This window comes from Collinsella sp. An271 (genome assembly GCF_002159695.1).
Taxonomy (GTDB): domain Bacteria; phylum Actinomycetota; class Coriobacteriia; order Coriobacteriales; family Coriobacteriaceae; genus Collinsella; species Collinsella ihumii.
In genome coordinates, this window is sequence record NZ_NFJE01000009.1 from 65,646 (window position 1) to 78,067 (window position 12,422).

10 protein-coding genes and 1 tRNA gene are annotated in these 12,422 nt (G+C 62.3%); 5 read left to right on the plus strand and 6 right to left on the minus strand.

Going from position 1 to position 12,422, the window contains the following annotated elements:
* Window positions 1-180: 180 nt before the first annotated feature.
* A complete protein-coding gene (locus B5F74_RS08835; RefSeq protein WP_087201730.1) occupies window positions 181-1,197 on the minus strand; it encodes a LacI family DNA-binding transcriptional regulator in 1,017 nt (338 codons plus the stop codon).
* Between the two features lie 83 nt (window positions 1,198-1,280).
* Between B5F74_RS08835 and B5F74_RS08840 the strand changes: the two genes are divergently transcribed.
* The 4 genes from B5F74_RS08840 (at window position 1,281) to B5F74_RS08850 (ending at window position 6,652) form a co-directional block, all read left to right on the plus strand.
* A complete protein-coding gene (locus B5F74_RS08840) occupies window positions 1,281-1,820 on the plus strand; it encodes a Gx transporter family protein (protein ID WP_079989122.1) in 540 nt (179 codons plus the stop codon).
* Window positions 1,813-2,871: an FAD:protein FMN transferase gene (locus tag B5F74_RS08845; protein ID WP_087201732.1), complete on the plus strand. Its 1,059-nt coding sequence runs from the start codon at window positions 1,813-1,815 to the stop codon at window positions 2,869-2,871. Before B5F74_RS08840 ends, B5F74_RS08845 begins: the two co-directional genes overlap by 8 nt.
* Window positions 2,872-3,066: 195 nt before the next feature.
* The gene (locus B5F74_RS12235; protein ID WP_143753836.1) at window positions 3,067-3,390 is read left to right on the plus strand and encodes a hypothetical protein; all 324 of its coding nucleotides are present in this window, start codon (window positions 3,067-3,069) and stop codon (window positions 3,388-3,390) included.
* A gap of 244 nt (window positions 3,391-3,634) precedes the next feature.
* On the plus strand, window positions 3,635-6,652 hold the full coding sequence (locus B5F74_RS08850) for an MBG domain-containing protein (protein WP_158095733.1): 3,018 nt from the start codon (window positions 3,635-3,637) through the stop codon (window positions 6,650-6,652).
* Between the two features lie 338 nt (window positions 6,653-6,990).
* Here the strand turns inward: B5F74_RS08850 and B5F74_RS08855 are convergent.
* The 5 genes from B5F74_RS08855 to B5F74_RS08870 all read right to left on the minus strand — a co-directional run bounded on the left by B5F74_RS08855 (window position 6,991) and on the right by B5F74_RS08870 (window position 11,321).
* Window positions 6,991-7,066 (minus strand) — tRNA-Arg (locus tag B5F74_RS08855).
* 70 nt (window positions 7,067-7,136) lie between these two features.
* Window positions 7,137-7,541 (minus strand): hypothetical protein, encoded by a 405-nt coding sequence (locus tag B5F74_RS08860; protein ID WP_087201735.1) that lies wholly within the window; start codon window positions 7,539-7,541, stop codon window positions 7,137-7,139.
* Between the two features lie 460 nt (window positions 7,542-8,001).
* Window positions 8,002-8,163 (minus strand): hypothetical protein, encoded by a 162-nt coding sequence (locus tag B5F74_RS12535; RefSeq protein WP_204212527.1) that lies wholly within the window; start codon window positions 8,161-8,163, stop codon window positions 8,002-8,004.
* A gap of 128 nt (window positions 8,164-8,291) precedes the next feature.
* Window positions 8,292-9,857: a PTS transporter subunit EIIC gene (locus B5F74_RS08865; RefSeq protein ID WP_066831521.1), complete on the minus strand. Its 1,566-nt coding sequence runs from the start codon at window positions 9,855-9,857 to the stop codon at window positions 8,292-8,294.
* A 138-nt stretch (window positions 9,858-9,995) separates the two neighbouring features.
* Complete coding sequence (locus B5F74_RS08870; protein ID WP_087201737.1) at window positions 9,996-11,321, minus strand: 6-phospho-alpha-glucosidase; 1,326 nt, start codon at window positions 11,319-11,321, stop codon at window positions 9,996-9,998.
* 309 nt (window positions 11,322-11,630) lie between these two features.
* On the opposite strand from B5F74_RS08870, the gene B5F74_RS08875 reads away from it, so the two are divergent.
* Window positions 11,631-12,389, plus strand: a complete 759-nt coding sequence (locus B5F74_RS08875; protein ID WP_087201739.1) for a MurR/RpiR family transcriptional regulator — start codon at window positions 11,631-11,633, stop codon at window positions 12,387-12,389.
* The last annotated feature ends 33 nt before the right edge of the window (window positions 12,390-12,422 follow it).

The following is a 12,422-nucleotide window of genomic DNA, read 5'->3' on the forward strand; positions in this document are numbered from 1 at the left end:
GTGCTTTGCGCCATGGCAGTGGACCGACCCATTCCATGAAGTGTTCGAACAATATGCGCAGCACGAGCAAAAGGCGCGCCTCATACGTCGCAGCCCTTCTCCGTTCCTTCATATCTCATGCCGCTCACCGGCCAAAACATACCGTTCGCGCAGCCGAGACGAAGGGTGGGGGCAGATACCCTACTTCGCAGAGGCCACGCTTTCCTTGATGACCAGCTGGGGCTTGAGCACGCGCTCGACCGGATTGACGGCGGGGTTCGCCAGACGGCGCATCATCAGGCCCACCGCATGCATCGACAGCTTGCCGACGTTCTGCTCGATCGAGGTCAGCGCGGGCTCGAACAGCGCATCGGCGGCGCTGTTGTCGTAGCTCACCATCGAGTAGTCGCGCGGGATGCGCTTCCCCTTCTCATGCATGCGTTTCAGCAGGCCGAGCGCGATGTTGTCCGAGCTCGCGAACACGGCGGTCGCATCGCTGTCGAGCACCTCGGTGCACGCTTCGTATGCGCTGGAGATGTAGTACTCGCTCTCCACCACGAGCGACAGGTCCGTCTCGAGGCCCGACTCGCGCAGCGCGCGCAGATAGCCCAGCAGACGCTTGCGACCGGTCAGGGTCTTGGAGGCGTTCACCACGCAGGCAATCCGACGATGCCCCATCTGCAGCAGGTAGCGCGTCGCCATGTAGCCGCCCAGCTCGTGGTCGAACATGACCTTGTCGCAGGTGAACTCGTTCACCACGCGGTCGACCATCACGCACGGAACCGGCAGGTTGTTCAGCTCCTCAAGCAGCGTCGCATTGTCGGACACCTCATCGGAGACTACGAGAAACAGGCCATCGACACCGCGCGTGACCAGCAGGTTGAGCAACTCGACGTCGTTCTCGGGAATCCCGTCCGAATTGGTGATGAACAATGCGTACCCTTCGGCACGGCACCGCTGCTCCAGATTCTTGGCGAGCGAGGAGAAGAACCGGCTTTCGATGTTGGGGACGATGAGACCGAGGGTCTTTGATTGGCGCGTGACCAGGCTCCGCGCGATCTGGTTGGGAATATAGTGCTCGCGCGCCGCCACCTCTTTGATGCGGCGGCGATTCTCCTCGGAGATGCGACACGGTCGGTTGTTGAGGACAAGCGAGACGGAGGCGGGCGACAGGCCCACCTCGTGCGCGATCTGCTTGAGCGTCACCTTCTTGGCCACAGCCTCTTCTCCTTTTGCCTCATGACCTTGGTGCGTTTATGCAATGGTGCGTATACCACGGCGCGTTCTCTATAATAGCCAGCATGATACGACGGAATGCGACAAAACGAAACACCCTATCGAGCCCGGGACGCAGGGCGGCATGGTACGGCCTGCTCACCGCCCTTGCCCTGTGCGCGGGCTACCTGGAGGTCCTGGTGCCCCTGCCGGTGAGCGTTCCCGGCATCAAGCTGGGGCTGGGCAACGCCGTGGTCCTGTTCGCACTCGAGCGCATGGGCGCCCGCCCCGCCCTGTTTATCATGCTCGCCAAGGTGTTTTGCTCCATGCTGCTCTTCTCGACACCGCAGATGCTCGCGTTCAGCTTGGGCGGAGGCCTGCTCTCATGGGCCATCATGGCCGCCGCTGTGCGCCTCGATCTGTTTTCCGAGGTGGGCGTGTCGGTTCTGGGCGGCGTGGCGCACAACGCGGGCCAGCTGCTGGTCGTGGCGGCGCTTCTGTCCCCCCAGGTCGCACTCGTGAACGCGCCTGTGCTCGCCATCGCGGGCGTTGCGTGCGGACTGGCGATCGGGCTCATACTGCGCGGCGTGCTCGCCGCCCTCCCGAAGGCGGGCTTCCGTGAGTAGCCCGTCGTCACTCCCCTCTCGTCGCGCGCTGCTCGCAGGCGCGGGCATCGCGCTCGCCGGAAGCCTGACCTACCTGCTGCCCGGATGCTCCGAAAGCGGTGGGTCGGCCGCGGTAGGCCCTGGAGAGGAGCCCGCGAGCGGCGGCACGTTCGCATTCGATACGTACTGCACGTTTTCTGTTTACGGCGACGATGCGGCGCTTTCAAAGCTGACGCAGGCGTGCGCCCGCTACGACAAGCTGTTCAACCTCTACAGCAGCGATTCGGACATCGCGCGCATCAACGCCGCCAAAGGCGCCGCCGTGGAGGTGGACCCCGCGACTGCGGACCTGGTCTCCCAGGCCCTGGCTTACTGCGCGGAGTTCGACGGGCTGTTCGACATCACCATCGGCGCTGTATCGACCCTGTGGGACTTCGACGAGGGCGTGCGCCCTTCCGACGAGGCGATCTCTGATGCCCTCCCCCATGTGGGCTGGCGCGGCGTCCACGTGGACGAGGACGCCTGCACCGTGCAGCTCGACGACCCGCAGGCGCAGCTCGATCTGGGGGGCATCGCCAAGGGCTATGTTGCCGACCGGCTCGTCGAGCTGCTGGAAGCCGAGACCTCGGCTTCTGCCGCCATGATCTCCCTGGGCGGCAACATCGCGCTGTTCGGCACCAAACCCGACGGAGAGCCCTGGTTCGTCGGCGTGCGCGACCCCAACGATCCCGGCGGCAGCACCGTCGTCGGCACCGCCTCGCTTGCAGAACCGACCTCGCTGGTGACCAGTGGGCTGTACGAGCGCACCTTCGAGCAGGACGGCGTGACCTATTGGCACATCCTGGACCCGAATACGGGCATGCCCGTCTCCACCGACGTCGACAGCGTCACCGTCACCTGCCCCTCCTCCACCTTGGCTGACACGCTTTCGACCACGCTCTTCGTTGCCGGCAGCGATCGTGGACGCCAGATCGCCGACGAACGCGACGACGTCGCCGCGTACTTCATCCTGCACGACGGTGCTGCCGTCGAAAGCAGCCGATGGGACGCTGTCACTTCGTTTACCAGCTGATCTTCTGGATTGTGTAAAGCGTGCTTCACGGGCTTCCGCGCGACGGGCTGGCGGAGGCGGACCACATGGACACGCCTCGACCTTAAATCTGGATCCAGTGAAGGCTCGCGGGCCTCCACTGGACACAAAGCCATGTCCACGCGACTGCTTATGATGCCACTCGATTCGAACACATGATCGATTGAGGAGGTTGCCGTGGCTGGATTCCCACATCGTGCATCGCTTGCCGGGAGGTGCGGCATTCCCGCAGAACGGGAGCGCATCTACATCCGCGTGGACATGGCAGCAGGGTCACCAGGGCTCGGTGATCATGATGCGCACCCCGTGCGCCTGCATTGGCCCGACGGCAGATGGTGGAACATCGAAAGCGTCTACAGCGTTCGGAGCTTTGGCAGAGCGGAATTCGGCAACCTCTGCGTCAAGTGGACCGTCTGCATCCGCCGTACGCCCAAAGTGATCTGGTGGGAACGGGGAAGATGGTTCGTGGCCAAGCGCAGCGGCATGGCACTGCGGCTATAAATGCACATTGGGGACGTACCTTCTGCGTGCACTTTTGCCTGCCGCACGCCGCCGCTCACCAATCAAAATGACCCCTCACCGATAGACTTTTGCCGCACCCAAAACATCCGCCACCAGCATATAAGGTCTCAAGTAGAGAGGGGTTGTCCCCCTCGCAAAGGGTCGGGAGGTACTTATGTATACGAATGTTTGGCGGCCCTCCGAGCTGTCCCAGCACGCGTCGCGGCGATGGTGGCGGGTGGTGATGGCACTCATAGCAAGCCTCGCGCTCGTGCTTGCCCTGAGCCCTCATGTCGCCTTTGCCGACGGATGCAACGTAGCCTCGGTAAGCCAGGAGGAGATCTTGGACTATGCCGAGCGAAATAACATCGACCTCGACGAGATCACGAGCAAATCCGTCAGCTATTCCGTGCAGCCAGATGTCGACACTCCGCCATATGCCGCCGGAAGCCTTTCGAACGATACGCTCAACGACGCGCTCAAGGTCCTCAACTTCGTGCGCTACATCGCGGGCGTCCCGAGCAGCGTCACGCTGAACAGCGACTACAACGAGTGGGCGCAGGCAGCATCGCTCGTTAGCAGGCTGAACAACAAGCTGTCGCACGATCCATCCCAGCCAGCTGGCCTACCCAATGACCTCTATGACCTCGGGCATAAGGGAGCGAGCAGCTCAAATCTCGGATCAGGCTACGCCAATCCCGCTAGCTCAATCGTCAACGGCTACCTGCGCGATGAAGACGCGAGTAACATCGACCGTGTTGGCCACCGTCGCTGGGTGCTCAATCCACCCATGGGTCAGGTGGGCTTTGGCTATGTGGGCAGCTACACCGCCATGTACGCCTTCGACAGAACTGGCTCCTCAAGCTGCACGAACGTCGCTTGGCCAGCGCAGAACATGCCGGTCGAGCTCTTCCAAAGCGACGATCCGTGGAGCCTAAACGTAGGCAGTGAGGTATCGGAAAGCAGCACGACCGTCACCCTCACCCGTGAGCGCGATGGCAAGGTGTGGAACTTTAGCAGCAGGTCAAGTGACGGCTACTTCAACGTCGACAACGGCGGATACGGAATGCGTGGTGCCATCATCTTCAGGCCCAACGGATTTTCTTGCTATCCGGGCGACAGTTTCACCGTGCTCATCACGGGAGCCACTTCTTCCCCCATTGAGTACCAGGTGAACTTCTTCAGCCTGGAGGGCGGCGGCTCGGCGACCCCCGCGACCATCAAAGGGCCCGACTCGTTTACCAGGACGTTTGGTGACGCGGACTTCAGTCTCAACCAGTCGATCTCCAGCGGCCAGACCCTGAGCTACTCAACGAGCAACGCGTCCGTCATCGGCGTGTACGGCGGCGAAGCCAGCGTCCTTGGCGCCGGCACGGCAACCATCACCGTAACGGCACGGGCCAACGATCGGTATCCCGAAGCTACGAAGACCATCACCGTAACGGTCAAGAAAGCCGAGGCGACGGTCAGGGCGAACGATCTGACCATGCGTTCCGGCGAAAAAATGCCAACGCTCACGGCCAGCGTCACCGGCGAGGTCAACTCCGACCGAATCAACTACTCGCTGTCCTGCGAGCCGAGCAGCAAGGTCGGCACGTACCCCATTGTCGTCACGCTTGGCAGCAACCCCAACTATGATGTGACCGCGATAGACGGCACGCTCACCGTCACGGCCGGCGACGGTCCCACCATCAACGGTTCAAGCACCTATACCAGAACCTTCGGCGACGGCGATTTCAAGCTTGACGCCATGGCGAGCAACGGCTCGCCCCTTACCTACACGTCCAGCAACCCGTCTGTTGTCACCGTTTCGAGCATGGGCTATGTAACCGTTCATGGGGCGGGAACTGCAACGATTACGGTGAAGACGCAGGCGACCGATTCCGCCGCCAGCTCAAGCAAGACCATTTCGATCACCATCAACAAGGCCAAGGCGACAGTCACCGCACAAGACAAAACCATGGGCGTGGGCGACAAGATGCCCGAGCTCACCGCCACGGTCGCCGGCCAGCTTTCGAGCTATCCGGTGAAATACACCCTGTCTTGCGACGCCAACACCGCCGTCACGGGAACCTACACCATCAAGGTGAACCTCGGCTCCAACCCCAACTATGACGTAACCGCCGTCAACGGCACGCTCACCGTCACGGCCAAGAAGACGGCATCCATCGCCGGCAACAATTCGTTTACCAAGACGTTTGGCAACGCCGATTTCTCGCTCGGCGCCTCGATATCCAGTGGGCAGAAGCTAACCTATAGCTCGAGCAACGCGGATGTCGCCACCGTCTCGAGCAACGGCACAGTGAGTATCAAGGGGGCGGGCAACGCCACCATCACCATCACGGCGCAGGAAAGCGACACGCATGCGAAGGCGACCAAGCAGGTTGCCGTCACCGTCGCCAAGGCAAAGGCGACCATCACGGTAGACAACAAGACCATGAAGCCGGGCGACCAGCGTCCGCCGCTGACCGCAAAGGTCACCGGCGAGGTTGCGGGAAAGAAAATCGACTACAGTCTGTCGTGCGTCTGGAGCGGCACAGAGGGAACCTATCCCATCGAAGTGAAGCTCGGGGTCAATCCCGATTACGACGTGACCGTCGTGAACGGCACGCTCACCGTTTCCAAGAACGGCGCAGACGAACCTGAGCAGCCGGAAGATCCCGATACCCCCAGCACGCCGGTCACGGGCGGCTTCCCCGATGTCGACCCGACGGACTGGTATGCCACCGAGGAGGTTCTCGGCTACGTTCTCGAGCACGGGCTGATGCACGGCTACGACGACGGAACCTTCGGCCCGTATGTTTCCATCACGCGCGGCCAGGTGGCGTGCGTCCTGTGGAACATGGCCGGCTCGCCGAATGCAAACTCCGAGTCGTTCAGCGACGTGGACTACAGCCAGTACTATGGAGGCGCCATCCGTTGGGCACGCGCGCACGCGGTCATCAACGGATACGGCAACAACACCTTCGATCCCGAAAAACCCGTCACGCGCGAAGAGCTGTGCGCCATGCTCGCGAACTATGCCAAGGAGATCGGCGGGGTCACCGTGGCCTCCAGCGGGCAGGCACTCGACGCCATCAACGGGGCCAGCGAGGTCGCCAACTGGGCTCGAACCTCGGTCGCCTGGGCGGTCGACCAGGGCATCATCAGCGGAGAGGTTGACGACGGCGTCGCCCACGTCAACCCGAACGGAGATGCCTGGCGCTGCGCCGCGGCCAAAATGTTCAGCGTCCTGCATCGCGACGTGCTGCACCTCGGATAACCGGGAGGAGCGAAGGACAAAACGAAACGAGGGGGAGAGCGAGACGCATCGCCCTCCCCTTTTCTACGCAGCAATAACGACCTGTCTTTCTCGCCAAGCCATCGCCTCGCTCCGACGACATCAGCAACCGCTCATCTTCAACCCACAGATGACCTCCAGGACAACGATGCTGAGAAGGATAACTGCGGACAAGAACGATCGAACGGCGGGATAGAGAATAGGATCGGGGGAGCAGAAACAGAAAGCGGATTCCACCCCTAATTTGCCCCAGCCACCACTTTATCGCTCAACAGAAAAACAGGCCAGAAGCCAATATGACCTCTGACCTGCGATAATTCTGGTGCCCCCGGCCCGATTCGAACGGGCGACACCCGCTTTAGGAGAGCGGTGCTCTATCCCCTGAGCTACGGAGGCAAGTAGTACGATTCTAGCAGAACGGAAGCACACCCGCGCGAGACGGGCAACCTTCATCGATGCAGCACGGCTAGAGCAGTCGGTTCGACGCGTCCTTCCGAGCGCGAACAGCGAACACAGCACCTACCAGCGCGAGGATCGCGAACACGAAGAAGACCGACATGAACGCCCCTGCGACGAGGAACAGGGCGGCGGCAGCGCCGTTCGCGATGGCCAGAATTGCGCACAGCACGGTGTAGGGCTTCAGCTTGCCGGGATTGTTGGCGCCGAGCGCACCGCTCACACCGCCCACGAGGAACAGGATGCTGCAGACTACCACGAGCACCGCGCTCGCGCGCACGTAGACCTGGCCCTGCTCGAAGCCCTCGATGACAGGTGCGGTCATCCACTGGTACACGCCATAGACAATGCCGACGACGCCCATCGCCAGCATGATGAGCGAGATGATCTTGACGGTCTTGCACAGAGATGACATGGTTCCCCTTTCCGTTGTCGCATCGCCCCAGATTGTATCAGGGCGCAGACGCAAACGGGGCTAAGCCCTACACCGCGCGGCGGGCAGATTCCGGGTTCCCGAATGCGCACGGTGGGGAAACCGCACCGCAAATCCGCAGGAAAGAGGGGGTTATTATATCTTGAAAATGAATTTGGTATCAATCCGGATAATACGAATGGAAAACGGCCATATCTGACAAGCCTGTGACCTGTGATTCTTTACCCAGCCGTTTCCGGAGGCCCCGGGAGGCGCCTCCAATCCGCCCTAAAGCGGCCCTTCTTGCCCGCGAGTTGATGCCAAATTCAAAACGAAGCGCCCACTCCCCTTGGTAAAACCTTTTATCAAGGTGCGGTTTCGCACGCGGGCGAATACAGCGCCCCGCACCCCAAAAAGTACCGCCCCGCGTGCGGCGAGCAACGCGGGGCGGCATCCAACACCTCTAGTCCCACGGATCCCGCTCGAACAGCGGTTCCGGGTCCGGCCTACGGTCCGAGTAGGGATCGTAGCCGTCATCGTCCTCGTTCTCCGCCCGGATGAACGGGTCGCGCGGACGCCGGGCATCCTCGCGCCGAGCCTGGGCGCGCTTCTTGTCGTCGGGCATGCCGCCTCCTCCATCGGTGCCGCCATCGCATGCCATTGTCGCACAGGGAGGGGGCGACGCGCCCTTGCGAGCCGCGTCGCCCCCTGTCTCCGATGTCGGGCCACAGGGCCTCCTCTGCCGCCTCTCGGCTACTCCATGCCGAGCGCCTCGCGCATCTGCGTGGCGTAGTTCGCGGCCATCATACCGTACACGATCTGCACGCCTCCGGCGACATGCACGATACCGCGCGCCTCGAGCTCCTCGGTGAACACCTTGTCGTCGGCCACCTTGCTGCAGTCGTTCAGCTGCAGGCGCAGACGGGTGAAGCAGGCCTCGGCGCTCTTGATGTTATCGGCACCGCCGACGGCCTCGATGATGAGCGGGATGAGCTCGCTCACGGGTGCCTTCTCGGCCTTGGCGTCCTCGGAGCCCTCTTCGGGAAGCTCGCGTCCCGGGGTCTTGAGGTTCATGCGCTTGATCAGCGTCTTGAAGACGAAGAAGTACGTCGCGAACCAGATCGGGCCGAGGATGAGGATGGACATCCAGCCGGATCCCTTGCTCGCCCCCAGGATGCCGTTGAAGATCAGCGACAGCAGCGGGCCCCCGAACGTCGCGGAGCCGGCGACGTTGAAGTTCAGCAGGAACGTGAACGCGTACGCAAGGCCGGCCATGATGGCGTGGACCAGATACAGCACCGGCGCGATGAACAGGAACGAGTACTCGAGCGGCTCGGTGATGCCGGACAGCACGCACGGGATGACGAGCGCGATCATGAGCGCACCGGTCTTCTTCTTGTTCTCGGGCAGCGCCGTCTTGTAGAAGGCGAGCGCGGCACCGGGCAGGCCGAACATGGCGAAGATGACCTTGCCGTTCATGACGAAGCGGCTCACGTTGATATCGAACGGGGTGGTAGCTGAGCCCAGGATGGCACTGTAGATGTTCACGGCGCCGGAGATGGTCTCGCCGTCGATGACCTCGGTACCGCCGAGCGAGGTGAAGAAGAACGGCAGGTACACGAAGTGATGCAGGCCGAAGGGAAGCAGCAGGCGCTCGCCGGCGCCGTATACGAACGACCCGAACACGCCGGTGGCGCGGATGAAGTCGGAAAGCGCCCCCAGAGCCGTCTGGACGAGCGGAAACACGAGCGAGAGCACCAGCGCGAGCACGCTGCATCCCACGATCGTGACCGCCGGGATGAACTTCACGCCGTTGAAGATGGACAGCGCGGCCGGCAGCTCGATCTTGTAGAAGCGATTATGCAGGTAGGCGACGAGCGCACCGACCAGAAGGCCGCCGATCACGCCGGTATCGAGCGTAATCGTGCCCAGGATGGTGCTCTGGCCGGTAGCCAGGTTCTCCGGGTCGATGGTGCCGATCGCCGTCAGGAACGTGCCCATCACGGCGTTGAGCGTCATGTAGCCGATCATGCCGCACAGCGCCGCCGTGGCCTTCTCCCCCTTGGCGAACCCATAGGCCAAACACACGGCGAAGATAAGCGGGATGTTGCTCATCACGACGCCCGCGGCCGCCTTCAGGATCGAGAAGAAGATGGCGATCGCCGGGGTCCCCAACCATGGCGCGTACTCGAGCAGCATGGGACTCGTGAAGGCGTTGCCGAAGCCCTGCAGGATGCCCGCGATAGGCAAGATCAAAACGGGCGTCATCAGGACCTTGCCCAAACGCTGGAACTTCGCCAGCAATTCATCTTTGTTCATGTTCAGTCCCCTCTGACATCGGGGCGCGACGGGCGGGATGCCCCGCGCCCCGCGGACAGTTACAGCGCAGCGCCGAGCGGGCGCGCCGCGGACGATCCCCTGCCATCCGCCCGCGACGCGCCGCCCGACGTCGGTTCGCTAGCGGAGCTCGGGCCAGTAGCCCTTGTTGGCCTCGATGAGCGCATCGAGCACCTTGCGGGCCTTCTTGGCGTCACCCACCAGGCGGTTGAGGGTCAGCGCCTGCAGCGCCTTCTCGTAGGACCCCTCCATCCAGGCCTCGACGGTGAGGCGCTCGTATGCGTACTGGTTCTCCATGAGGCCGCGGTAGAACGTCCCGATCTTGCCCACGGCGTACGGGTCGGGGCCGTTTTTGCCCACGCTCGCGGCGACCTCGACCATGGCGTCGTCCGGCATGCCCTCGATGATCCCGTCGTTGCGGACCATGACGATGAAGGTCTTGCGGGTGTTGCGGTAGATGGCCGAGGAGACCTCGACGATCATGTCGCCGTGCGCGTCGTTCTGCACGACCGACGAGCCCTTGGCGGTTCCGGCCTCGGCCACGCGGCGGCACTCGGTGAACACGCGCTTCTCGCGCCCGTTGATGACCTCGTCAGAACGGGTGTAGTCGGGGTCGAGGTGCGCCAGCTTGTACTCGGGATACAGGTAGTACTGCAGGTAGGTGTTGGGCAGGTACTCGGGGAAGTCCTCGAGCATGTCCTTGACCATGGCGTAGGTGTCGAGCCACGACTGGTCGCGCTGCTCGGCGTCGACGGGAAGGAATCCGTTCTTCTCGGTGTAATCCTTGACGAGCGGCACGAGGTCGTTGCCCTCCTCGTCATAGAGGTGCGTGAACCAGCCGAAGTGGTTGAGGCCGAAGTACACGGGCTCGACGTTGGTCATGTCGCGGCCCAGCAGGCGACCGTAGGAGCGCAGCAGGTTGACCGGCTGGTCGCAGATGTTGAGGACGCGTTTCTCGTCGGGGAAGATGCGGTCGAGGCCATAGGCCACGATAGCGGCCGGGTTGGTGTAGTTGATGATCCACGCCTCCGGGCTGCGCTCGCGCACATCGTTCACGATCTCGACCATGTCGCGCATGGAGCGCATGCCGTAGGCCATGCCGCCGGGGCCGACCGTCTCCTGGCCGATGATGCCCATGGACAGAGGGATCTTCTCGTCCTTGCTGCGCATCTCGTAGCCACCGGTGCGGATCTGGCACAGGGCGAAGTCGATGTCGGTGTAGGCGACGTCCTTGTCGGTGGTGTAGATAAACTCGACCTCGGGCGCCTCCTCGGCAAACAGGACCTTGCCGAACTCACCGATGGGCTCCTGGCGCTCCGCGTCGATGTCGTAGAGGCACACGCGATTCAGCGGGAAGATGTCGAGATGCTTGGTAAGGGCCTTGAGGATGCCGGGGCACCACGTAGAGCCGCCGCCGATGAGAACGATATTGAGCTTGTCTTTCATGAGAACTTCTCCCCTCACAAGGGTTGCAGTGCATCCCAAGCGGGCACGGTGCGACTCCGCGGCTGCCGTTCCTCGTACCCCTTCGGTGCCTCCATTGTGCATGCCAAGACGCCAGAGCGACCGTCTGAGCTGCGCAAACGGGCGTGCGATACGCGTTTTGCGCCGCAACACACATCTGTGTCGCGCAACACATGGGGTATTGCACCGTTAACGAACAAGATATGACCGCTTACGGACACCCCGCTGCGGCCCATGCGGAGTCATGGGATATTTGCTTGTTCGTGTAGCAAGTAGAAAGGTGTCGCGACCGTGCAGGACTCGTTCTACAACCACGTCAAGTCGGGAGAGAAGGACCTCAACGATCTCGAGGGCAAGATCTTGCGCTACATCGTTTCACTGCGTGGCGACATCGAGCAGGCGACCTCGAAGGGCATCGCGGCGCATTTCTACGTTGCGCCCAACACCATCGTGCGCCTGGCGCACAAGCTCGGGTTTACGGGCTTCACCGAGCTCAAGCATTCGTACTTGCTCTCGCTCGAACGCAACCGCTACACCATCGAAACCATCCCGCTCGACCTGCAAATCATCCAGACCAAGGACCTCGTGCACGACATCACGATCAACAAGGTCGTCGACGCCATTGAGCATGCCGGGCACATCGTGTTCTTCTGCTCAGGGTTTTCGAAATACCCCTGCCTCGAGATGGCCGAGAAGCTCAAGATCATGGGCAAAAACACCGATACGCTCAGCGAGCGCCATGTCATGCGCCACTACGCGGAGCTGCTCGGCCCCGACGACCTCGTGTTCAGCGTGTCGATCAGCGGCGAGACCGAGGTGTCGATCGACGCGACCTCCATCGCCAAGAGCCGCGGCAGCAAGATTGTCACCATGACGGGCATCTCCAAAAACTCGCTGTCCAAGCTCGCCGACATCCCCCTGTTCACCGTCGAGAAGCAGGTGCGCTTCGGCAACATGGACCTCGATAGCCGACTGATGTTCCACTACGTGTTCGAGATGATCTTCGAGCGCTTCTTCGAACGCACTCAGCAGGCGGAGATGGAGTCCTGAGGCAGGCAGCGTGATCGCCCGCCACGTCGAACC